The organism is Sphingomonas sp. SP3 (assembly GCF_058514305.1).
This window is the reverse complement of sequence record NZ_JBZSOE010000001.1, coordinates 855701-876990: the sequence shown is the minus strand read 5'-3', so window position 1 is coordinate 876990 and position 21290 is coordinate 855701. Positions and strand designations below refer to the sequence as shown.

Annotated in this window: 20 protein-coding genes; 9 read left to right on the top strand and 11 right to left on the bottom strand. The window is 62.7% G+C overall.

Annotated elements, in window-relative coordinates; all coding sequences use genetic code 11:
- Position 1: 1 nt before the first annotated feature.
- Positions 2-784 (bottom strand): Hcp family type VI secretion system effector, encoded by a 783-nt coding sequence (locus tag AC4K8G_RS04640; RefSeq protein WP_491733003.1) that lies wholly within the window; start codon positions 782-784, stop codon positions 2-4.
- 200 nt (positions 785-984) lie between these two features.
- Here AC4K8G_RS04640 and AC4K8G_RS04635 point away from each other — a divergent pair, with 200 nt between their 5' ends.
- Positions 985-1197 carry a hypothetical protein gene (locus tag AC4K8G_RS04635; protein ID WP_491733002.1) on the top strand — a complete coding sequence of 71 codons (213 nt, stop codon included), beginning with the start codon at positions 985-987 and terminating at the stop codon, positions 1195-1197.
- A 105-nt stretch (positions 1198-1302) separates the two neighbouring features.
- Here AC4K8G_RS04635 and AC4K8G_RS04630 read toward each other — a convergent pair whose 3' ends face one another.
- On the bottom strand, positions 1303-1641 hold the full coding sequence (locus tag AC4K8G_RS04630) for a hypothetical protein (RefSeq protein WP_491733001.1): 339 nt from the start codon (positions 1639-1641) through the stop codon (positions 1303-1305).
- Between the two features lie 59 nt (positions 1642-1700).
- Between AC4K8G_RS04630 and AC4K8G_RS04625 the strand changes: the two genes are divergently transcribed.
- Positions 1701-2192 carry a GFA family protein gene (locus tag AC4K8G_RS04625; RefSeq protein ID WP_491733000.1) on the top strand — a complete coding sequence of 164 codons (492 nt, stop codon included), beginning with the start codon at positions 1701-1703 and terminating at the stop codon, positions 2190-2192.
- Positions 2193-2243: 51 nt separating this feature from the next.
- Here the strand turns inward: AC4K8G_RS04625 and AC4K8G_RS04620 are convergent, their stop codons facing one another.
- On the bottom strand, positions 2244-2888 hold the full coding sequence (locus tag AC4K8G_RS04620; protein WP_491732999.1) for a hypothetical protein: 645 nt from the start codon (positions 2886-2888) through the stop codon (positions 2244-2246).
- 421 nt (positions 2889-3309) lie between these two features.
- Between AC4K8G_RS04620 and AC4K8G_RS04615 the strand changes: the two genes are divergently transcribed.
- Positions 3310-3708 carry a hypothetical protein gene (locus AC4K8G_RS04615; protein WP_491732998.1) on the top strand — a complete coding sequence of 133 codons (399 nt, stop codon included), beginning with the start codon at positions 3310-3312 and terminating at the stop codon, positions 3706-3708.
- Positions 3709-3730: 22 nt separating this feature from the next.
- On the opposite strand, the gene AC4K8G_RS04610 is transcribed toward AC4K8G_RS04615, so the two are convergent.
- Both AC4K8G_RS04610 and AC4K8G_RS04605 read right to left on the bottom strand, forming a co-directional pair.
- Positions 3731-3961, bottom strand: coding sequence for a hypothetical protein (locus tag AC4K8G_RS04610; protein WP_491732997.1), 231 nt, complete (start codon positions 3959-3961; stop codon positions 3731-3733).
- Positions 3958-4440 carry a hypothetical protein gene (locus AC4K8G_RS04605; RefSeq protein WP_491732996.1) on the bottom strand — a complete coding sequence of 161 codons (483 nt, stop codon included), beginning with the start codon at positions 4438-4440 and terminating at the stop codon, positions 3958-3960. Before AC4K8G_RS04605 ends, AC4K8G_RS04610 begins: the two co-directional genes overlap by 4 nt.
- A 111-nt stretch (positions 4441-4551) precedes the next feature.
- Between AC4K8G_RS04605 and AC4K8G_RS04600 the strand changes: the two genes are divergently transcribed.
- A complete protein-coding gene (locus AC4K8G_RS04600; protein ID WP_491732995.1) occupies positions 4552-5169 on the top strand; it encodes a hypothetical protein in 618 nt (205 codons plus the stop codon).
- 226 nt (positions 5170-5395) lie between these two features.
- On the opposite strand, the gene AC4K8G_RS04595 is transcribed toward AC4K8G_RS04600, so the two are convergent.
- The 3 genes from AC4K8G_RS04595 to uvrA form a co-directional block, all read right to left on the bottom strand.
- Positions 5396-6172, bottom strand: coding sequence for a DarT1-associated NADAR antitoxin family protein (locus AC4K8G_RS04595; protein WP_491732994.1), 777 nt, complete (start codon positions 6170-6172; stop codon positions 5396-5398).
- Positions 6090-6731, bottom strand: coding sequence for a DarT ssDNA thymidine ADP-ribosyltransferase family protein (locus AC4K8G_RS04590; RefSeq protein WP_491732993.1), 642 nt, complete (start codon positions 6729-6731; stop codon positions 6090-6092). Before AC4K8G_RS04590 ends, AC4K8G_RS04595 begins: the two co-directional genes overlap by 83 nt.
- Positions 6732-7526: 795 nt before the next feature.
- On the bottom strand, positions 7527-10514 hold the full coding sequence (gene uvrA / locus AC4K8G_RS04585) for an excinuclease ABC subunit UvrA (protein WP_491732992.1): 2988 nt from the start codon (positions 10512-10514) through the stop codon (positions 7527-7529).
- 200 nt (positions 10515-10714) lie between these two features.
- Between uvrA and AC4K8G_RS04580 the strand changes: the two genes are divergently transcribed.
- Entirely contained in the window at positions 10715-12784 is a 2070-nt protein-coding gene (locus AC4K8G_RS04580) for a M13 family metallopeptidase (protein ID WP_491732991.1), read from the top strand.
- Positions 12785-12900: 116 nt separating this feature from the next.
- Here AC4K8G_RS04580 and thpR read toward each other — a convergent pair whose 3' ends face one another.
- Positions 12901-13434 (bottom strand): RNA 2',3'-cyclic phosphodiesterase, encoded by a 534-nt coding sequence (gene thpR / locus AC4K8G_RS04575; RefSeq protein WP_491732990.1) that lies wholly within the window; start codon positions 13432-13434, stop codon positions 12901-12903.
- Between the two features lie 117 nt (positions 13435-13551).
- Here thpR and ppk2 point away from each other — a divergent pair, with 117 nt between their 5' ends.
- Together ppk2 and AC4K8G_RS04565 are read left to right on the top strand one after the other, a co-directional pair.
- Entirely contained in the window at positions 13552-14376 is an 825-nt protein-coding gene (gene ppk2 / locus AC4K8G_RS04570) for a polyphosphate kinase 2 (protein WP_491732989.1), read from the top strand.
- Between the two features lie 52 nt (positions 14377-14428).
- Positions 14429-15094 carry a DUF4956 domain-containing protein gene (locus AC4K8G_RS04565; protein WP_491732988.1) on the top strand — a complete coding sequence of 222 codons (666 nt, stop codon included), beginning with the start codon at positions 14429-14431 and terminating at the stop codon, positions 15092-15094.
- On the opposite strand, the gene AC4K8G_RS04560 is transcribed toward AC4K8G_RS04565, so the two are convergent.
- Together AC4K8G_RS04560 and AC4K8G_RS04555 are read right to left on the bottom strand one after the other, a co-directional pair.
- Positions 15091-15990 (bottom strand): hypothetical protein, encoded by a 900-nt coding sequence (locus AC4K8G_RS04560; RefSeq protein ID WP_491732987.1) that lies wholly within the window; start codon positions 15988-15990, stop codon positions 15091-15093. The two genes, AC4K8G_RS04565 and AC4K8G_RS04560, sit on opposite strands and share 4 nt — an antisense overlap.
- A 134-nt stretch (positions 15991-16124) precedes the next feature.
- The gene (locus AC4K8G_RS04555; RefSeq protein WP_491732986.1) at positions 16125-17189 is read right to left on the bottom strand and encodes a metallophosphoesterase; all 1065 of its coding nucleotides are present in this window, start codon (positions 17187-17189) and stop codon (positions 16125-16127) included.
- A 120-nt stretch (positions 17190-17309) separates the two neighbouring features.
- On the opposite strand from AC4K8G_RS04555, the gene AC4K8G_RS04550 reads away from it, so the two are divergent.
- Both AC4K8G_RS04550 and AC4K8G_RS04545 read left to right on the top strand, forming a co-directional pair.
- Positions 17310-18050 (top strand): Bax inhibitor-1/YccA family protein, encoded by a 741-nt coding sequence (locus AC4K8G_RS04550; RefSeq protein ID WP_491732985.1) that lies wholly within the window; start codon positions 17310-17312, stop codon positions 18048-18050.
- Positions 18051-18280: 230 nt separating this feature from the next.
- Entirely contained in the window at positions 18281-21199 is a 2919-nt protein-coding gene (locus tag AC4K8G_RS04545; protein WP_491732984.1) for a TonB-dependent receptor plug domain-containing protein, read from the top strand.
- Positions 21200-21290: the final 91 nt, after the last annotated feature.

The window sequence follows — 21290 nt, the reverse complement described above, 5'->3', positions numbered from 1 at the left end:
CTCAATCTCCCAGGCTGGCATAAGTCAGCGACACTTCGTCCATGCCGTCGCCGGCGGCAACGACATTGGTGACGATCGCGTCGTGCAAGGTGTAGCTCCCGCCCTCGCGGGTCGTGATCCTGACCTTCACCAGATGCTTGCCCGTCGCGCACAGCCCGGCGAGCGTCTTGAACGTTGCGGTCCCGCGCGCCATCGGCTCGGCGATCATGTTGGGCACTTCCAGCTTGCCTGGCTCGGCCGTGGTCATGCGCGCCGAGCTCAAGTTCGAGCTGGCGACGTCCTTGACCTTGGTCACCTGCATGTCGCTGATCTTGGGCTTGCTCGCCTCGGCCGCGCTGACTTGGCCGCCTTCTTCCGGATCGGACGCGACGCCATCCAGCTTCACGTTGCCGAAGGTCGGCTTGCCCGGCTGATAGGTGCGCGCGGTGACCTGGCCGCCTTCCATCGGGTCCGCTGAATAGACGGTGCCCGCGTCCTTGATCGCGCCCCAGGCCACGTTCTGGACCTGTACCTCGAGCGTGTCGGTCGCGGCGGCCTTCGCATAGTCCGAATATTTGACGTTCCCGATATGCTTGTGCTCGGCGACGCCGCCCTGGCCCGCGCCAGGTTTCGGGATGCAGAAGCGGTTGGTGCATTCGGGTGGCGGCGGCTGCGGGTCGCCGGGGTAGGGGACCGGCAGCGGCGATGGCCCCGCCGGCGGCGGCGCGGGCACCGGCTCGTCGGCGAGCGCGGGAGCGGCGGCAAGGACCAGGATTGCCGTGGCGACGAAAGATGCGCGGATCATTCATGCCTCCCCTGACGACAATGGGAAGCGCCCGCCCTACACCCCCGTCCGGAGTCGCGCCTAATCGCGCGGCCCGAACTCAAGCCACCACTAACGTAAGTTATGTACATATGGGCCAATCAGGCGTATCCCCTCGGACATCGCCGCCTCCAGCTTCAGCCTGGCGGTGACCGAGAGACAAATGGAGAGCTCCCGCTGCTGTGAGGAGCCTGCATATTTCTTCCCCCCTCAAAACCTACCGCATCTATTCGTATGACGCCGCGAACAAGATGGTCACGGCCGACCTGATCGACGCGATCGACGACGCCGAGGCGCTGGCCAAGACCAACGCTGCCGGCTTCGGCTCCAAGTGCGAGCTGTGGGAAGGGGAGCGCCTCGTCGCGAATCTCGGGGAGCAGCGCCGCCAGGCGTAGCGCCGGCGAGCCCTTAATTCACATCGGACAAACAAAAGGCCCGACCGGAAAGGGGCGACCGGCCGGGCCTTTGTCTGTTGCGCAATCGCGCAACCTCAGCGGGGCTTAGTGGCCGCGCTTCTGGTGCAGCGTCTGGCTGATGACGTTCTGCGCAAGCGCCTTCGAACCGCTCTTGGCGGTGCAGGTCGGGCTTCCGCCGCCCGATTTGCCGAGCACGGCTGCGCTGACGCCGCAGACGTTGGCGGCAATGCCAACCGGAACGTTGACCGTGATCGGCGCCGACACGTTGTTCAGCGCGGAGATCTGGTCGTTGTTGAGGAAGTTGTTGAGGATCGACACGTCCTGGATGGTGACGGCGACCAGGCCGCTGCCCGTATTGATCTGGGCAAGGGCCGGGGTGGCGCCAAGGCTCAGGGCGGCGGCGGCAAAGATGATCTTACGCATTACACTTCTCCTCTGGGTTCATAGCTGCGGGAGCGCACACGCGCTCCCTCCCGCCTCGCATGGGGCAGGTTCGGGGTGTTAAACGCCTGAAAGTCGAGGATATTCCACTGCTTGCGGCGGGACGCGGGTATGATGGGGCAGGGCGAGCCGGGCTGGTGCGCCGGCCCGGCTTCGCTATGGTCGGCCGCATGACGCTGAAGGGATCATGCCACTGCGGCGGGGTGACGATCGAGGTGCCGGGCGCGCCCGAATGGCTCGGCAGCTGCAACTGCAGCATCTGCCGCCGGACGGGCGCTTTGTTCGCTTACTATCCTGACGATGCCGGAGTCGCCGTCGCGGGGGAAACGGTCCGCTATATCCAAGGCGACCGGATGATCGCGCTCCACCATTGCGGAACCTGCGGCTGCGCCACGCACTGGGACGGACTCGTCGAGGTCGTGCGCAAGGTCGGGGTGAACGCCCGCCTGCTCGATGGCTTTGCGGTGACCGAGCAGGGGCCGACGCTGAATGGCGCCGCAATCGAGGTGCGGTTTCTGGACAACGCCGATTAGCAAACGGGCGGCCGCGCGTCGAAGCACGACCGCCCGCCGCGATGTCAGCTTCTAGTAGCGACGATAAGCGCTGTTGTTGGCGCTGATCCTCACGTTGGTCACCGCGCCGCGATAATCGACGTTGCAGCGGAAGGTGAGGTCGCCGTCCGCATAATTGCGGCCCTGGCTGTACCCGTACTGGTTGCCGGTGTGGCCGGCATAGCCCGAACTCATCAGGCCCTTCACGCGAAGCCCGCTGTTGCGGCGCTGGACGTCGGTAATCGCGGTCACGCGCATCGCCGGGGCAGCGAAGCCCTGCTGATAGCCGCGCTGGCCGTAGCCCTGCTGATATCCATAGCCATAAGCCGAACGGCCGTAGCTGTAGCCGCGATACTGGGTCTGCGCCTGGATCATCGCCGCGTTCGCGCACTGGCTGATCTTGGTGCGGTCGGTGACGTTGTAGCGGTTGCCGAGCAGCTGATCGACGATCTGGCCGACCACGCCCGTGCCCTGGTTGGCATAGCCGTACTGGCCCGGATAGCCGTACTGGTTCGGGTACTGGTTGGGATATTGGTTGGGGTAGGCCGTGCCCGGATAGGCAGTGCCCGGATAGGTCGTCTGGGGATAGCCGTAGGGCACCTGGGCGGCAGCCGGCATGGCAATGCCCGCGACGCCGGCGACGGCCGCGGTGGCCGCCAGAAGCTTGAACATTCTCATTGGAAAATTCCTCGTCTTCCCGCGAATTGCGGGGGATTCGGAAGTAAAACGCATCGGCCCCCGAAACAGTCGCATGAACTGAAAACAACAACATGAGCCGACGAGCGGACCGCGAAGTACACGAAGTACACGCCCCAACGCGCGCGAGGCGCGAAAAGTCCCAAACGTCACAGGCCTACGCGTGCGTGCGCGAGGCGCGCGCATGTGCGCGAGGCGCGCGCATGTGCGCGCACGCGAGCCGACCGGCAGGAGCGATGGGGAATGCCGGAAACTGCATCGATCAGCTTAAGGCATAAAGGCCACGCTGTAGGACAGCGAAATTTGCCTCTATGGTTGGGCAGTTCGGGGGAGGGACGAATGAGCCTAGACCTGGGATTATTAGGCGCTCGCGCTCACTGCATCGCAGGCAGCGCCGCCCGCCATGCCCGACGTGACGACGTGGAAGCTGAACGTCGCCAGGTCCACCTTCACGCCCGGCCCCGGCTGGCGCAGCCAGATGCGAACCTACCGCCGCACTGCGAACGGCGTGGAAGTCAAATGGTGGGGGGTCGGCGCCGAGGGCGAGCCGATGCGGGTCAGCTTCACCGTCCCTTATGACGGCAGCGACGCAGCCATGGTCGGATCGGACAAATATGACACGCTGAACTCGGTCAAAATCGACCCGCTGACAGTGAAGTCGGAAGAGAAGCGCGACGACAAGGTCGTCGGCATCGCTTTTCGGCGGCTGTCGCCGGACGGCAAGGTCATGACCATCACCGACGAGGGCACCAACCGGAAGGGCGAGAAATTCAGCCAGGTGCTGGTGTTCGACCGGCAGTAGGACCGCCCCGCTAGAACCCGCGTCAGTTCGGCCAGTTCGCCGGCAGGTCCTTCACGCAATCGCCATATTGCTCGCGCGCGACGCGCAGGAACTCGGCGCGGCGCTCCGCATCGAGCGGGCCGAGCTGCCTGAGGTTCGGGATCACCCACTTGGCGCCGCCGAACATCACGCGCTCGTCGTTGCGCAGCGCCTCGACCCGGCTCAAGGTCGCGTCGGCCTCCGCCGCGCTCAGCGGCCCGCCGCTCCGGTTCAAGGCGCGCGCAGCTGCGCGATATCGGCCGCCTCCTTTACTGACGTCTGGTTGAACACCGGCATGGACGGATAGATGTTGGCGAAGGCCGCCGTCTCCTCCGCCGACATATGGGTGAAGGCGTCCGCGGCGATCGCGGCGTCGTGCGCGGCACTGTCATAGGTGAAGAAGCTGATCCCGTAGGAATCGATCAGCTTGCGCACCTCGGCGCGGCTCCCGCCGCTTTCCACCGCCGCGCGGATCGCGTCGAGCCGGGCCGCCGCGCACGGGTGGATGATCGCCCGGTGATAGATTTGCGGCCCGTCGTCCCACAGCAGCTCGCGGCGCATGGCGGCGGTGGCGGAACTGGTCTTCTGCCGCCATTGCCAATCGTCGGTCAGCTGCTGCGCGACCAGCGCGATGAACACGCCGATGACGACGATCCCGATCTCGCGCACATTCTCGCGCCAGCTTCCCCACCTTTTGGCATCTGCTTTCGGCATCTCAGCCCCCCTCCCCGTTAACTCTCTATCCCTCTTTGCAAATTTAATCTCCCGGTGCAGTCTCCGCGCCGACTCATGCTCGGGGGACTGAGTCGAACAGGGGGAGTAATCATGGCGTTTTCACCGATCGGGCTCGCCGCGCTTGCGGCGGCACAGACACTTGCCGCGCCTCAAACGGCGACCATCGCACCGGCACCGCAACAGGCGGTTATCGTATCGCCCGTCACGGGCACCGTGCTTCGCGCCGGGACCGAGGTAGGGCTGCGGATGGAAGAGGGTCTTGATTCCAACAACAAGGCGCTTCGTGAAGGCCAGCAGTTCCGCATGTCGGTCGCGAACGATGTTCGCCTGGGAAATCTCGTGGTGATTCCGGCGGGCAGTCCTGCGACCGGTGAGATCACTGACCTCCGCCGCAAGGGCATGTGGGGCAAGTCGGGCCGCATCAACGCGCGCGTGATGAACGTCCGTGTCGGCGACCGCCTGATCCGCCTTTCAGGCACCTTCGACGACAAGGGCGTGACCGGCACCGCAGGCGTTGTCGGCGCGATCGTGTTCCTGCCGATCGCCGGCTTCTTCATGACCGGCACCAGCGCGAAGATTCCGGCTGGTGGTGGCGTGAAGGCGTTCCTTGACGAGGATCTGACGATTGCCGTGCCGCAACCAGCTCCGGTTGCGCCTGCTGCGGCACAACCCACGGCTTCCAGCGAGGCCGCATCAACGCAGCACTAAGCGTTGGCCGAGAACCGAAAGCCAAACGACCAGTTCAGGTCCATCGACGAGGGGATGCAAGGCTGTCTCTTCGTGCTGAACGAGGCCCACGGATGTTTGCCGCGTACCGGAGACATATTTGGTGCGTGTGTCCTTTATCCGCTTGGCATTGCTGCGGCGGTCATAGCCATTCTCTCACTGAACAAGTGTGGGTGACTCGAACCGGGCTCGGTTCGCGAGTCTCAAGCTAGACCAGCGGATTATGATAGTTCACGTGCCGAGGCTCAGGCATGTGCATCGCATGAATGTGCCTGAAGTGCTCTGGTGATTGGAGGGCCGACCTCAATTGGCCTCGCCTTTCAAGTGCGCAATACATTGCCACTGAACGGGCCTGGCAATTTACTGATCTATCGGGATTGAATTCGATATCCGTGAAGGCGTCGTAGGAGAGAGCTCTCCCGGCCACATTGGGATTTTTCCTAAGAGCATTGATGTACAGCCAGTCGTAAAACGCGGTGCGCGGCTTCAGCGGCCAATCCTCTCCAAAGAAAGAGAATCCAATAAGCGGACCCGAGTCCTTTAGGCGGGGGTCGCGCTTTGCATCCTTCGGCTCCATCCAAAATAGGTCCCGAAAGGGGCCGCCACCCGCGAACACCTTACTACCCTGAAAGGCAGCCTCGACAGTGAGCGTGCGGCCCTCGCGCGTGGTGAATTGGAGATTGAACGAACTCAGTTGAACGCCAAGTTCTTCTGCAGATTTTGAGGAAACCTCCAGCGGGTGGGAGACCTTGAGCAAATTGCGCGCCATCGAGTGGAGGGCGTCCACCGAGAGTTGTTTCTGCTTGATCGACATTCCTGGAAACCACTGAAAGTCGACGTATCTCTCAACTACGAAAGTCCCGCCCTTGGTCGCAGGCAGAAAAATTGGCCGCCATGCCATCTTATTTGCCGTCACCGGATGTACGGAAATACTGCCTATCGCCGAAATAGCCACGGCGGCTGCTGACGCTGCCCGCCAGCCCATTGAGTTCGTCCTTGTGCGCAAAAAGATGCGCCGCAGTCTGGAAGAACACGCCTTCGAAATAGTCCGGTTCAACGATACCGCGAATCAAGACTTCGGCCTGCACGTCAGTGGGATCCGCTGCTTTTAGCCGTTGGTCTGCTCGGCGCGCACAGAGTGTCTCGTCCTTGAAAAGGCCGGCGAATGCTTCTGGGCGGCTCAGCGCGGCTTCACGGCACGCCGCTATGCGTTTGTCCGCAGCATTGGTCTCACAAAACAGAACTGGTTTTTCAAGCAGAAGGCGAGGCGACAAAGAGATCACGCACCAATCCACCGTTGGATCTTTTCGGATGTACGAATAGAGCATCTTGGAATTGGGAAAAGTGATGGAAGCACAATTCCATGCTCGTCTCCCATCCCATCTCTGCTGATCATTGATAGCAACATCAGGCGCGACATTCCTGACGGCGTATCTTGGCACCAGGCCTAGATGCAGGATCGACGGCAAGTTTGAAAGTCGCGTAAAATGGACCACGCGCTCAATTTCGCGCTCGGCGATTATCCTCTCAATGGCTTCGCTCACGCAACTCGCCCACCGTTATTTGCCGAGCAACGAATGGCTAGCCTGTCCGCGAACTAGAATCGATAAAATTGTTGCGCAGTGAAAACGAATCGCTCGCCGCGATTAGGTCGCTTTGCCGTTGGCGCGCCTCCGGACGCCGCCGCCCGATCGAATGAAGGTTCGTTGAGCCTCATAGAGTTTTGTATCCATCGCCCGAAGGGTTCGGACGTCAGGATGGTCAGCGAGGAACGTGAGAGCGAGACTACAGAAACGAGCATAGCGCTCGTCTGCAGAATATTGTGGCAAGGATACCCTCTGTCTCGGAAATTGCCGGCCCATGGCTTGGCTTGCGTAGCTGTCGAAGATCGGAAAATGATCGGGCCTGTGGAAGTGGAGATACTTCGAAGCGAACGATGCATGCGCCCGCGGCGGTGTTCCGTCAGCCATGCGCCCCCGAACTCGATCGCGAATTAATCGGACGAGAAACAGGTGAGTCTCTAGGACAGGTTGCAGCGACTTTTCGCTGAAGGGATTGCGATCATTTAGCTTTCGTAGTCGGCCATCAAGTTCGGCCCAACGCGTTGAGCCGGCCAAGAATCTGAAGAAGTCAGGATCGTGGTGCGGCTTTGCTTCGCCCGAGCCCCGCTGTGGCGAGGCGGCATACGCTCGCCCTATCAGCCAAGTCTTACTGGCAATAACTTCTAGGTTTGAGTGTCTCGGCGCATCCTCCAAGCACATCCGATACAGAATCGTATTCCCGAAGCCCCACGCGGCATTCCAATCATGTGCGTAGTCAGCCTTCACCGGCCCAGCCCCTCACTTCGCCGCGATCAGGTCCGGTTCGTCCTCGTCGACCGTCACCTTCCGCGACCGAGCAACCTTCTTCGGCTTCACGTCGACCAATTTTGGTTTGACGCTCGCCCGCTCGAGAATCGGTTTCAAATACTGACCCGTCGCCGACAGCTTCACCTCCGCAATCGCTTCCGGCGGGCCCTCGGCGATGACCTTGCCGCCGTTGACGCCGCCGCCCGGCCCCAGGTCGATCACCCAGTCGGCGGTCTTGATGACGTCGAGGTTGTGCTCGATCACCACCACGGTGTTGCCCTGGTCGGCGAGGCGGTGGAGCACTTCCAATAGCTTGCGCACGTCCTCGAAGTGGAGGCCGGTGGTGGGCTCGTCGAGGATGTAGAGCGTCTTGCCGGTGGCGCGCCGCGACAGCTCCTTCGATAGCTTCACGCGCTGCGCCTCGCCGCCGCTAAGCGTGGTCGCCGACTGTCCGACCTTGATGTAGCCGAGCCCGACTTCCTGCAGCATGCGCATCTTGTCGCGGATGCCGGGGACCGCCTTGAACAGCTCGGCCGCTTCCTCGACGTTCATGTCGAGCACGTCGGCGATCGAGTGGCCCTTGAATTTCACCTCGAGAGTCTCGCGGTTGTAGCGCGCGCCGTGGCACACGTCGCAGGTGACGTAGACGTCGGGCAGGAAGTGCATCTCGATCTTGATCAGGCCGTCGCCCTGGCACGCCTCGCACCGCCCGCCCTTGACGTTGAACGAGAAGCGGCCGGGCTTGTAGCCGCGCGCCTTCGCCTCCGGCAGGCCGGCGAACCAGTCGCGGATCTGGGTGAAGGCGCCGGTGTAGGTCGCGGGGTTGGAGCGCGGGGTGCGGCCGATCGGCGACTGGTCGATGTCGATGACCTTGTCGAGCTGCTCGAGGCCGGTGATCTTGCTGCACGGGCCGCACGGGATCCGGGCGCCGTTCAGCGCGCGCGCCGCGCCGGCATAAAGCGTGTCGATGGTCAGCGACGACTTGCCGCTGCCGCTGACCCCGGTAACGCAGGTGAAGGTGCCGAGCGGGAAATCGACCGTGACGTTCTGGAGGTTGTTGGCGGTGGCGCCGTGGACGGTGACCTTCTTGCCCGAGCCCTTGCGGCGGGTGGGGAGCAGCGGGATCTCCCGCCGGCCGGAGAGGTAATCGGCGGTGATGCTGTCGGTGCAGGCGAGCAGCTCTTCGAGCGTGCCCTGGCACACCACTTCGCCGCCGTGAACGCCCGCGCCGGGGCCCATGTCGATGACATGGTCGGCGTGGCGGATCGCGTCCTCGTCATGCTCGACCACCAGCACAGTGTTGCCGAGCCCGCGCAGCCGCTTGAGCGTCTCGAGCAGCCGGTCGTTGTCTTTCTGGTGGAGGCCGATCGACGGCTCGTCGAGGACGTAGAGCACGCCAGAAAGGCCGCTGCCGATCTGGCTGGCGAGGCGGATGCGCTGGCTTTCGCCGCCGCTCAAGGTGCCGCTGGTGCGGTCGAGGTGCAGGTAGTCGAGCCCGACATTGTGCAGGAAGCCGAGGCGCTCATTGATCTCTTTCAGGATCGCCTTGGCGATTTCATTCTGCGTTGCGTTGAGCTTTTCGTGCAGATTGGCGAACCATTTGTGCGCGTCGGCGACGCTTCGGCGGCTCGACAGGCTGATGTCCTCGCCGGCGATCTTCACCGCCAGCGCTTCGGGCTTGAGGCGCGCGCCGTGGCACACTTCGCACGGCTGCGATGACTGGTAGCGGCTAAGCTCCTCGCGCATCCAAGCGCTCTCGGTCGAGAGCATGCGCCGCTCGAGGTTGCCGATCACGCCTTCGAAAGGCTTCTTCACTTCGTAGCTGCGGCGCCCGTCGATGAAGCGGAGGGTGACCGGGCGGCCGGCCGTGCCGCGGAGGACGACGCGCTGGGCTTCCTCGGGCAAATCCTTCCACGCGACGCCGAGGTCGAAATCATAGGCGCGCGCCAGGCTGGACAGTACCTGCATGTAATAAGGGCTTGGCGGGTTGGACTTGGCCCATGGCACCACCGCTCCCTTGGCGATGCTCAGGTTATGGTTCGGGACGACCAAATCGGGGTCGAAGATCATCTTCTCGCCGAGCCCGTCGCAGGCAGGGCAGGCGCCCTGCGGCGCGTTGAAGCTGAACAGCCGCGGCTCGATCTCGGCGATGGTGAAGCCGGAGACGGGGCAGGCGAATTTCTCGGAAAAGACGATGCGGCCGGGCGGCGCATAGTCGAGTTTCATGCCGCTTTGCGGCCCCGCATCCGACTCTTCCGGCGCGTCTGCCGGGTCGAGGTAGGCGAGCCCTTCGGCGAGCTTCAGCGCCGTCTCGAAACTGTCGGCCAGCCGCGCCTCGATTCCTTCGCGTACGACGATCCGGTCGACCACCACTTCGATGTCGTGCTTGTATTTCTTGTCGAGCGCGGGCGCTTCCTCGATCGCGTAGAAGACGCCGTCGATGCGGACGCGCTGGAAGCCCGCTTTCTGCCACTCGGCCAGCTCCTTGCGATACTCGCCCTTGCGGCCGCGCACGACCGGCGCGAGCAAATAATGGCGGCTGCCTTCGGGGAGCGCCATCACGCGGTCGACCATCTGGCTGACCTGCTGCGCCTCGATCGGAAGCCCGGTCGCGGGCGAGTAGGGAACGCCGACCCTGGCCCACAGCAGGCGCATGTAATCGTAGATTTCGGTGACGGTGGCGACGGTCGAGCGCGGGTTGCGACTGGTCGTCTTCTGCTCGATCGAGATGGCCGGCGACAGGCCGTCGATATGCTCGACGTCCGGCTTCTGCATCATCTCCAGGAACTGGCGCGCGTAGGCGCTGAGGCTTTCGACGTAGCGGCGCTGGCCCTCGGCGTAGATGGTGTCGAACGCGAGGCTGCTCTTCCCCGAACCCGACAGGCCGGTGATGACCGTCAGGCTCTCGCGAGGGATGTCGACATCGACTCCCTTGAGGTTGTGCTCGCGCGCGCCGCGGACAGAAATGTGGGTCAGCATCGGCTCAGATTCGTTCCGTTTATGTTCTAATCTAACGTGAGGCGCCGCGCATGGTCAACGCGGATAAGTTGGATATGGGCTTTGTTCGAGAAATTTCCACTTTCGTCGATGATGCGGGGACGCTTGTCGATGGCTGGTGGATGCACTTGGGCGCGCGCGCCACTGAGCGACCCATCTCATTGCATTTTCGGGGAATTTCCATGCGGGTTAGGGGCTTCGACAAATTTGCGCGTGTGCGCACCGCGGCGGTTCTGCTGGCGGCTTCGGCGGCGGTCTGGGTAATTCCGGCACAAGCTCAAGCCGGGCCGGACACACCAACGCTGACGGCCAGGGTTCCCAGTCACGCCAAGATTGGCGATTGGGGTGTCGACCTTACGGGGCGCGATTTGTCGGTGCAGCCCGGCAACGACTTCGATCACTATGCGTCGGGCACCTGGCTGGCGAAGACCCAGATCAGTCCTGACCATCCGGAGGTCAGCTCCTTCTACAACCTTTATGACCTTAGCCAGGAACAACTGAAGGACCTGATCACGGACGCGCCGGCGGACAGCAAGACTGGCGCCCTCTACAAGAGCATGATGGACGAGGCTGCGGTCGAAGCGGCTGGCCTCACTCCGCTCAAAAAGGACCTCGCCAAAATCGCGGCGATCAAGACCAAGGCCGCGATGGCCCGCCATATGGGAACGACGGACCACCATTTCGGAAGCTCGCTGTTCGGATTCTACCTCCAGCCAGATACGGCCGACGCGTCGATGAACGAGGTCAACTTGCTTCAGTCCGGTCTCGGCATGCCCAACCGCGACTATTATCTCGATGACCAGTTCAAACCGCAGCGCGAAGCGTATCGCGCTTATCTCGAGCGTACGTTCCGCAGCATCGGAACACCCAATCCGGCCGCCGCCGCGAACCGTGTGATGGCCTTCGAGACTGAGGTCGCGAAGAAGAGCTGGCCGAGTGCTGATCGCCGCGACGTCGAGAAGACGACCAATCCGATGAGCAGCGCCAAGCTTGCGACCTACGCGCCGGGCTTTCAGTGGGCCTCTTACTTTGCCGGCGCGAACCTCACGCCGCAGAAGCGGATGAACCTCAACGAGAATACCGCGATCCGCGACCTCGCCGCGCTCTACGCGAAGACCCCGCTATCCACTCTCAAAGAATGGGAAGCGTTCCACACCACTGACCAGGCTTCGCCCTATCTCAACAAAGCAATGGTCGACAGCCGCTTTGAATATGTGAAGACCGTTAGCGGCGTGACTGAGCAGCGGCCGCGGTGGAAGCGCGCCGTAAGCCTCGTTGACGGCTCGCTCGGCGAGCTCGTTGGCCAGGATTATGTCGCGCAATATTTCCCGGCCTCGTCCAAGGCGAAAATGGTCGAGCTGATCGGCAATCTCAAAGCCGCGATGGCCGACCGCATCAAGGCCAACAGCTGGATGAGCGAGGCGACCAAGTCCGCCGCGCTGGAGAAGCTGTCGAAGATGGAAGTCATGGTCGGCTATCCGGACAAGTTCCGCGACTACAGCCCGCTCACGATCGATTCAAACGACCTCTACGGCAACGTCTCGCGAGCCCAGGCCTTCAACGCGGCCTATGCGCTCGAGGACCTAGACAGGAAGATCAACCACAAGAAGTGGGGGATGAATCCGCAGGAGGTGAATGCTTACAACGGCGGCGGCGAGAATCAGATCGTGTTCCCGGCCGGCATCCTCCAGCCGCCGTTCTTCGATCCGGCGGCGGACGACGCGGTCAACTACGGCGCGATCGGCGCGGTCATCGGGCACGAGATCAGTCATGGGTTCGACGACCAGGGACGTAAATATGACGCGACCGGCGCGGTTCGCGACTGGTGGACCGCCGAGGACAACAAACGCTTCAACGCGGAAGCGAAGGTGTTCGGCGACCAATATGCCAAGTTCGAACCGGTGTCCGGCGCTCACCTCAACCCGGAGCTGACGATGGGCGAAAACATCGCCGACTTCGCCGGCGTTCAGGTCGCGCTCGACGCCTACCATCACTCGCTCGGCGGCAAGCCTGCGCCTGTGATGGATGGTTTGACCGGCGACCAGCGCTTCTTCCTCGCCTATGCCCAGGTGTGGCGCGAGAAGCAGCGCGACGACGCGCTCCGCAGCCAGGTCACGACTGATCCGCACAGCCCGGGCCGGTTCCGGGTGCTCGGGCCGCTGCCGAACGTCCAGGCCTGGTATGACGCCTTTGGGATCACGCCTTCCAGCTCGATGTACATTCCGCCGGAGAAGCGGGCGCACATTTGGTGAGTTGAACCGGCGAGACACCTCGCCGCACAAAAACGACAAATCCGCATCTGGTGAGCTGCCAGATCGGTGAGGGTGCGCGGCTGACCCCATCACTCGCGCACCCTTTTCTTTTCCGGTTACTCAAGCGGGTAATTGGCCACCTGCTCGTAACGGGCGCCATGACGCGACAGGCGACTTTCGAATAGCCCGAATGAGTTCACAACGAACGGATCGGAAGACAGCCCGCCTGCGCGCTCGAGGAAGCGTTGGATTTCGTGGCGTCGACGGCCCTTCCACCGCGCCAAGGTGATGTGCGGATGGAACGCGCGATGCTCAGGATCGAGGCCGGCCGAGACGCATGCGCGTTCGATCTTGCTCGCGAGCGACGCCAGCGGAGCTTTGGGTTCGACGCCCGCCCATAAGGCGCCGGAGCTGCGCTGCTCGAAGCGGCCGACGCCCTGAATTCGAAGCTCAAGCGGGTCGGCGCGAACACGGCCCAGCAAGTCCGCGAGGTCGTTCGCCAGCGGGCGATCGACCTCGCCAATGAAGCGTAAGGTCAGGTGGAGCTGATCTTCATCCTGCCAGCGAAAGTCGGCGCTGTCGTCCATGGCGTCGATCAGCAGGTCGCGGATCGGCTCCGGCGGTCGAATGGCGACGAACAATCGGTGCATCGCAGTTCCCTAGCGCATCGTTGAAAGTGGCGCGCCCTCGCACGCGACCGCATCAGCGCCGGTGGTTCCATTCTCCGCTCCGCCGTGTCACAACGGGCCCAACGGGGGGCCGTTCAAATGAGCGAGGAAGCCGGGCTCAGTCAGGAGGAGTATGAGTTGCTCCTCAAGCCGATGGCGAAGGAGCTCAGCGCGATGGCGCGCTGGGTTTCGGAAACGGGCCAGCGGCTGATCATCGTATTCGAGGGCCGCGACACCGCGGGCAAGGGCGGCTCGATCGACATGTTCGCGAGGGTACTAAATCCGCGCCAATGCCGCGTGGTTGCGCTGCCGGGACCTAGCGAGCGCGAACAGACCCAATGGTATTTTCAACGCTATATCGATCATTTCCCCGCCAAGGGTGAGATCGTGCTGTTCGACCGCAGCTGGTACAACCGCGCGGGCGTCGAGAAGGTCATGGGGTTTTGCACGCAAGACCAGGTCCAGGATTTCTTGAACGCGGTCCCGCAATTGGAGCGACACCTGATCGACGACGGGATCCTGCTATTCAAATATTGGCTCTGCTGCGATCAATCAGTGCAGGAGGAAAGGTTCGAGAACCGCCTCTACAACCCGATGAAGCGCTGGAAGCTATCGCCGATCGATATCAAGGCGCGCGTTCATTACGACGACTACACGGAAGCGCGTGAGATGATGCTGTCGGCGACGCACACCGACTACGCGCCATGGACCCTGGTCGACTTCAACGACCAGGCGCTTGGGCGCCTGACCCTGCTGCGCAACTTGCTCGACCGGATGCCGGACACGGATCTTCCGCTTGCTGAGATTGCATGGCCACCGCTGAAACATGAACCGCTGAAGGAACGCTTCGGCGTGCTTCAGCCCATCGCAAATTATCCGCTTGCGGAGCAACGGCCAGCATCGGCCTCGCATTCGGCTAACTAGGGGAGATGCCAGCCTAACCTGGCGTTAAGCCGCTACCTGAAGGGGGAAAGTGATGCGTGCATCGAAGCTACTGGTTCAACTCACCATCTATTACCTGGTCATCGGCCTGGTGATTTTCATTGCGGTCAAGATCTGGCCGGACCTGCGCGGCTACCTGCCGGTCGGAGGCGTCGAGCAGTTGATCACGCAACCCGCGAAGAACCCCTTGCAGGCGAGCGAAGCGATCCGCGCCGAGCACGTCGGAACGCTCGGCCAAAGCCTATTCTGGCTGGTCGTGGCGATCATCGGCGCGTTCCTGGCGGCGCTCCCGGTGACCTGGGTCTACATGAGCGTTCGCAGCGGCGAGGAATATGACCAGTCGCTGGTCAACACGATCCTGCTCTTGCCGATGGTCGTCACCGGCATCGTCATCATCGTTCAGAACTCGCTTGCTCTCGCCTTCAGCCTTGCGGGGATTGCCGGGGCGGTTCGCTTCCGCAATTCATTGAAAAGCTCGGGCGATGCCTTGTTCATCCTGCTCGCGGTGGCCATCGGACTATCTGCAGGCATCGGCGCGGTGGAACTGGCGGCGGTGGTCAGCATCGCGCTCAACTACACGTTCGCAATGCTGTGGATCACGGAATATGGCGAACGTGCGGGAATGAAGCGCTTCCTTGCCGACTATGACGGTATCGATCATTCGGCGCCGCCGGAGCCGGATAAGAAAAAGAAGGCCTAACCCGCGAGGCAGCGATTGAGGATCTTGCCGCCGACCGCCTGGTCGGTGGCAATGTCCGAGAAAAACCCGCCAAGATAATTGGCGGCGCGCTGTGTGGCCTTGGGATCGAGCCCGGGGATTTGCGATAGCGTGGCGAGCATCTGCGGCTCCGCGGCTCGGATCTGCTGCGCAGCGGCCAGCGCCTGGCCGTTGTGCGCGCAATATCCCCGATAGAAGCGCTGCTTTACGTTGACGATTTTCAACTGGTCCGGCGGTGTCGCGTAGGGTGCGTTGACGAAGCCCGAATAATCGAAGTCGTAGGGGATTGGCATAACCGTGCCAACACCGCGCGGGCCGATCAGCTTCGCATTGTGGCAGCATTCGTCGCCCGCGGGGCCAGCCCGCATCGACCAGTCGTGATTGGCGATCATGTGCTGGAACATCGCGTAACGAGCGGCGTCGGTGGCGTTAAGCTCGGCAAGCTCGATGCGCGGCGGCGCATGCGTTTCGCCCACGCCATTGCGCTTCGCGACGTCACTCAGATCCTCGATGAAAAAGCCCGCGCGCTGAGCGATGACGCGTCCGTCGTCTCCCTGGTAGGTGATGTTGGCGAGGCGAGCACGGAAGCTGTGCGGTGTGAGGATGTTGTAGAGCCGGTACGCGGCATATTCGAGCAGCACATATTGCTGGAAGGAAGGTGAATTCCTGCAGTGAGTGACGAGCTTCAGCTTCTTCTGGCCGGCGAATACAGAGGTGGCGGGCGGCGGCGCTGTGAAGTCGACCCGGAGCGGCGGGAAATCACAGATTTCCGATGTTCGCCTGGTGATGCCGCGCAGCTGCAGGCCGATCGGCAGGATCACCCCGCCCGGGTCGGTCATCACGCCGCTGATTGCACCCTGCGCATTTCGATTGCGCATTAGGGCGGGCAAGGGCGCCTTGATCGTCAGTTGAATCACATCATTCGATGCGAACAGCGGATTATCGCCTTTCGCAGTGGCGGATGTCGCACAGGCCAGGCCGCACAGCACCACAAATGCAAATCGGATAGCTTTCATTGCACCGACCTCTTCACTGTGTGTGGAATCAGCGTGTCGCCGACGATCTCGAGCCAGCTCAGTGGCCCGCCGTAGTAGCGCGAGTTGCCGGTATCGATCCGGGCGAGCCGCCCGTCATATTGGATGATGATCCCCTTCAGGCTCGGCGTGTGCCCGATGACCAAATGCTTCGCGCCGTATGCACTTAGTACCGTATCGAGCTCTTGCTCGACGCTGAGATGCGCAGTCGGTGGGCCGGTCGACCGGATCTGTTCCGCGTCGGCATCCCGGCCGGTTAGCCCGCGATACCATAAAGGACCAAGCGGGTCGGTTAGCACCGACTTCGGGCTGTCGTCAGCCGAGGTCATGGCAGCGGCGACGCGCCGGTTGACCGCGTCGAGCGATAGCTTCGCATATTCTGCGCTGAGGCCGCCGTGCACGAACAGCGTGTTGCCGACCTTGGCGACGGCCGGGTTTTGCGTCGCCCAGCGGCCGAGCTCGCCCGACGGACTCCATGCCGCGCGATGCTCGACCCACCCTAGCGGAGTCTTGGCGAGCCATTGTTCGCGGACCGTCGAAGGAAGCGCATTGGGTTCAGCTGCCTCGAGCTTCTTGCGGATCGCGATGTACATGCGCTCGCGCCGCGCGACCGAGCGGTCGTCAACGAACGCGGCATATTCGCCTGGCGTCGTGTAGCGATCGTCACCCACGAGATTCATGGCCTCGTGATTGCCAAGAACGACAATAACTCGGCCACCGGACTTCGGAGCTTCGATTTGGAGCTGCTGAAGGCTCCGAACGATCTTCAGCGAGTCCGGTCCGCGATCGGTGATGTCGCCGAGCTGGACAAGCGTCGTCGTACCGCCTTTCCAATGGCCTGCGGAATCGATGACGCCAGCCGCGGCGGCGATGTCGGCCCATGCCTGGAAATCGCCGTGGAGGTCGCCAACCGCGATGATGCGCTGCGGCGGTACCGGCCTGGCGGCGGCGCCAAGCGCGAAACAGGCGAGCACGAAAGCCGCCGCTCTGACCAATCGATGGACCAGCCCCAGCCCCTCCAGGATCGGCGCGGAATGTGTCACCAGAGGAAGGGCTGCGCAATGGTCGTCGATCCGCCTGTCCGGTTTCGCTTGAAGTCGATCCGGCCATCCATGATATATTCAGGCAGCAAGGGGCATTTTGCCCCCCGCAAAGGAGATACCATGGCCAATTGGCAAGACCCGCGCATGACCGGCGTAGACGCCGCGACGGTAGGCGTTCCGCGCGCCGCCCGCGATGCGGGCCTTCGGTCGTACATGCTGTCGGTTTATAACTATATGGCTTCGGGCGTTCTGCTGACCGGCATTATCGCCCTGCTGTTCGCGCCTTACGCCGGCCAAGTCCTGGTTCGTCCGGACGGGCAGGGAATGAGCGGGCTCGGCTGGCTCGTGACGTTGTCGCCGCTCGGCTTCGTCTTCGCGATGAGCTTCGGCGTCAATCGCATGAAGACCAGCACGCTGCAGCTCCTGTTCTGGGGCTTCGCGGCGGTGATGGGCCTGTCGATGTCGACATTGTTCCTGACTTTCACCGGCGTCTCGATTGCGCAGACCTTCTTCGCGACGGCCGCGGCGTATCTGGGCCTCAGCGTCTACGGCTACACGACCAAGCGCGACCTCTCGGGCATGGGCACGTTCCTGATCATGGGCGTGGTCGGTCTGCTTGTCGCGATGCTGGTCAATATGTTCCTGCAGTCGAGCGCGATGGCCCTTGCGATCAGTGCGATCGGCGTGCTGCTGTTCGCCGGCCTGACCGCCTACGATACACAGCGCATCAAGAGCATGTACTTCTACGTCCAGGGGACGGAGATGGTCGGCAAGACCGTCGTGATGGGGGCGCTGACGCTCTATCTCGACTTCATCAACATGTTCCAGTTCCTGCTCAGCTTCATGGGCAACCGTCGCTAGTCGGCGCGTGACTGAGCAAGAAAGGGCCGGAGGGAACTCCGGCCCTTTTTTCTTGCAATGCCGAAACAATCGCTCGTCCCCAACCTTATCTTTCGTTTATGTGACGGTTTTGCAACGAACCCGTGAATAGATAACCGGGGTTAGCTTCCGCCGATTGACTCGCATGTTCACTAGAGCATCCTCCCCCATGCAAGCACCGGGCTGGCAGACATAAGTCTATGGGGGACTTCATGACACGCACTCGCACACAGCAAATCAAGCGATCACTCTTTGCATCCGCGGCAACTCTGGCTTCTTTGGTCGCCGCCAATCCCGCTTACGGACAAGCGTCCACGCCCGCCGACACCGCGCCGGCGAACCCACCAGCGCCGACCGGCACTCAAGCGCTGGTCAATTCAGATCAAATCGTCATCACCGGTACGCGCCGGACCGACCGCACCGTCACCAACTCGGCTTCGCCGATCGACGTGATCGGTTCGCAGGAGCTGACCAGCCAGCCGAGCGCCAACCTGCTCGATACCGTCAAGAACATCGTTCCCTCATTCTACGTCCCACAGAACACAATCTCGGACGCCTCCAGCTTCGTGCGCGCGCCTTCGCTGCGCGGCCTCCCGGCTGACGAAGTGCTGGTCCAGATCAACGGCAAGCGCTTCAACCGCTCCGCGCTCGTCCAAGTCTATGTCGGTGGCGACACCGGCCTCGGCTTCGGTTCGCAGGGTGCCGACATTTCCGCGATCCCGTCGATCGCGATCAAGAACCTGCAGGTCCTGCGCGACGGCGCGACCGCCCAATACGGCTCGGACGCGATCGCCGGCGTCATGAACTTCGGCATGCGCAATGACCGCAACAACCTCGAGCTGCAGGCGCGCTATGGCCAATATTACGACCATGACGACGGCAAGCTCGCCAGCGGCCGCAGCCGGCAGATCGCCGGCACCGCGGGCATCGGTATCGGCGCAACCGGCTACTTCGATGTCGCCGGCGAATGGTACAAGGACGACGGCACGAGCACGGGTGAAACCCGTCCGGTCGCGAAGATCTTCGCTTCGGAATTCCCGAACCTCGCCAGCCAACTTCCCAATTATCCGCTGCCGGTGCAGATCTGGGGTTCGTCGCCGACCCATGGCTGGAAGGGCATGGTCAACACCGGCGTCGACGTCACCGACAACAGCCAGCTCTATTTCACCGGCATCGCGGCCTACAACCACGCGAACGAGAGCTTCAACTATCGTTCGCCGATCACCCGCACGGCAGTCGACGTCGCCGGTGTTACCCACACGCTCGGCCGGAACGGCGCGTTCTCGGCGCCGTTCTTCCTGACGCCGTGCCCGACCGGCAGCCTAACCTGCCCGGCCGGCGGTTACGTCCACGACGACAACACTTTCCTCTTCACCGACCTTTATCCTGCAGGCTTCACGCCACGCTTCGTCGGCGTCACCAAGGAACGGTGGGGAACCGCGGGATGGCGCGGTGAGCTTGCGGGCGGCCTGACCTGGGACCTCTCGGGCACGCTGGCCAAGAACACGCTGACGCTGTCGATGTACAGCTCGTTGAGCCCGACCTACGGTCCGGCATCGCAAACCGAGTTCAAGTTCGGCACGCTCAGCCAGAAGGAGCGCAACGCCAACCTCGACTTCACCTATCCGATCGAGGCTGGCCTCGCGAGCCCGATCACGCTCGCCTGGGGCGGCGAATATCGTAAGGAAATTTACGGTCAGTCCGAAGGCGACCCGCAATCCTATGGCGCGGGTCCGTTCGCGAGCCCGCAGGCGCTTTATGACGAAGTCGCTCCGGGCGTGTTCGCACCTACGCCCTATGTTGCCGGAAGCTTCTGCCAAGGCGGAACGCCGACGCCGACCCAGTGCATCATTGCCGGCCGTGCGCCGGGCGCGAGCGGCTACGGCGGCACCAGTCCGACCTATGCGGGCAGCTGGAGCCAGTCGAGCTGGGGCGTGTACGGCGACGCTGAAGCCGACCTCACCGATCAACTGAGCATGGGTCTCGCCGGCCGTTACGAGCATTACAACACGTTTGGCGGCAGCTTCGTTTATAAGCTGAACGGCATCTACAAGATCACGCCGCAATTCTCGGTTCGCGGCACGATCGGCACAGGTTTTCACGCACCGTCGCCAGGCCAGGCGCATGACGCGATCCTCACCACCAACTTCGTTGCCGGCAACCAAGTCCAAACGGGCACCTATCCGGTCGACAGTCCGATCTCGCAATTCTATGGCTCGAAAAGCCTGAAGCCCGAGAAATCGCGCAATTACGGCGCGGGCTTCGTCATCAAGCCAACCCCGGCGTGGACGATGACGATCGACGGCTACCTGATCAAAGTGCGGGGCCGCATCGGCATTTCGCAGACGTACCACGTGACGGCCGCGGACATCATCGCCCAGCCCGAACTGGCAGCGGTCGGTGAGGGCGGCGACGTGAACTTCTTCACCAACGCCACCAACACGTCGACCAAGGGCATCGACTTTGTCAGCACCTATCGGACCGGCTTCTTCGACGGAAATCTGGCACTGACCCTGGCCTACAACTACAATAAGTCGAAGGTCACCAAGTTCGACCCGGCGGTGATCAGCCCCGAGCAGAGGGACGTCGTCGCTCACCTTGCGCCAAACCATCGCGCAACGCTCTCGGCCAACTTCGTCCGCGGACCGTGGACGTTGAACGCTCGTGAGAACTACTACAGCTGGTGGCGCGACGAGCTCGACTATCCGGGCCAGAAGTTCGGGTCCGAATTCACCACCGACCTCGACCTCAGCTACGACTTCATGCGGCACTTCCGCGTGACGGTCGGCGCGAACAACATCTTCAACAACCGTCCGGACAAGATTGCGAATACGTCGGACAACCCGATCTACGTGCTGACCGGCAGCACGGCCGACGGCCAGGTCTATCCGCGCCTTGGCGGACCGTTCGGGGTGAACGGCGGCTTCTGGTACGTCCGTCTTGCGGCGCATTTCACGCCGTTCGAGGGTTCGGCGCCGCTGGTGATGGCGCCGCCGCCGCCGCCGCCGCCGCCGATGCAGACTTGCGCCGATGGCACGGTAGTGGCCGTTGGGGCCGCTTGCCCGGCAGTGGCCGCTCCGCCGCCTCCGCCGCCGCCTCCGCCGCCGGTTGAACGTGGCGAGCGCGGCTAAGGCCAAGCCAAGCCAAGAGTATCAAAGGGTAAAAGGGGGAGGGCCGCTTTTCGGAGCGGCCCTTTTTCTTATGGGCCCATAAGTTTTGATC

What these genes read in the sequence shown, in the direction of transcription:
- AC4K8G_RS04640 (WP_491733003.1), bottom strand. Translation starts at nt 784, where the DNA reads ATGATCCGCGCATCTTTCGTCGCCACGGCAATCCTGGTCCTTGCCGCC.
- AC4K8G_RS04630 (WP_491733001.1), bottom strand. Translation starts at nt 1,641, where the DNA reads ATGCGTAAGATCATCTTTGCCGCCGCCGCCCTGAGCCTTGGCGCCACC.
- AC4K8G_RS04625 (WP_491733000.1), top strand. Translation starts at nt 1,701, where the DNA reads ATGGGGCAGGTTCGGGGTGTTAAACGCCTGAAAGTCGAGGATATTCCA.
- AC4K8G_RS04620 (WP_491732999.1), bottom strand. Translation starts at nt 2,888, where the DNA reads ATGAGAATGTTCAAGCTTCTGGCGGCCACCGCGGCCGTCGCCGGCGTC.
- AC4K8G_RS04615 (WP_491732998.1), top strand. Translation starts at nt 3,310, where the DNA reads ATGCCCGACGTGACGACGTGGAAGCTGAACGTCGCCAGGTCCACCTTC.
- AC4K8G_RS04605 (WP_491732996.1), bottom strand. Translation starts at nt 4,440, where the DNA reads ATGCCGAAAGCAGATGCCAAAAGGTGGGGAAGCTGGCGCGAGAATGTG.
- AC4K8G_RS04600 (WP_491732995.1), top strand. Translation starts at nt 4,552, where the DNA reads ATGGCGTTTTCACCGATCGGGCTCGCCGCGCTTGCGGCGGCACAGACA.
- AC4K8G_RS04595 (WP_491732994.1), bottom strand. Translation starts at nt 6,172, where the DNA reads ATGGGCTGGCGGGCAGCGTCAGCAGCCGCCGTGGCTATTTCGGCGATA.
- uvrA (WP_491732992.1), bottom strand. Translation starts at nt 10,514, where the DNA reads ATGCTGACCCACATTTCTGTCCGCGGCGCGCGCGAGCACAACCTCAAG.
- AC4K8G_RS04580 (WP_491732991.1), top strand. Translation starts at nt 10,715, where the DNA reads ATGCGGGTTAGGGGCTTCGACAAATTTGCGCGTGTGCGCACCGCGGCG.
- thpR (WP_491732990.1), bottom strand. Translation starts at nt 13,434, where the DNA reads ATGCACCGATTGTTCGTCGCCATTCGACCGCCGGAGCCGATCCGCGAC.
- ppk2 (WP_491732989.1), top strand. Translation starts at nt 13,552, where the DNA reads ATGAGCGAGGAAGCCGGGCTCAGTCAGGAGGAGTATGAGTTGCTCCTC.
- AC4K8G_RS04565 (WP_491732988.1), top strand. Translation starts at nt 14,429, where the DNA reads ATGCGTGCATCGAAGCTACTGGTTCAACTCACCATCTATTACCTGGTC.
- AC4K8G_RS04560 (WP_491732987.1), bottom strand. Translation starts at nt 15,990, where the DNA reads ATGCGCAATCGAAATGCGCAGGGTGCAATCAGCGGCGTGATGACCGAC.
- AC4K8G_RS04550 (WP_491732985.1), top strand. Translation starts at nt 17,310, where the DNA reads ATGGCCAATTGGCAAGACCCGCGCATGACCGGCGTAGACGCCGCGACG.
- AC4K8G_RS04545 (WP_491732984.1), top strand. Translation starts at nt 18,281, where the DNA reads ATGACACGCACTCGCACACAGCAAATCAAGCGATCACTCTTTGCATCC.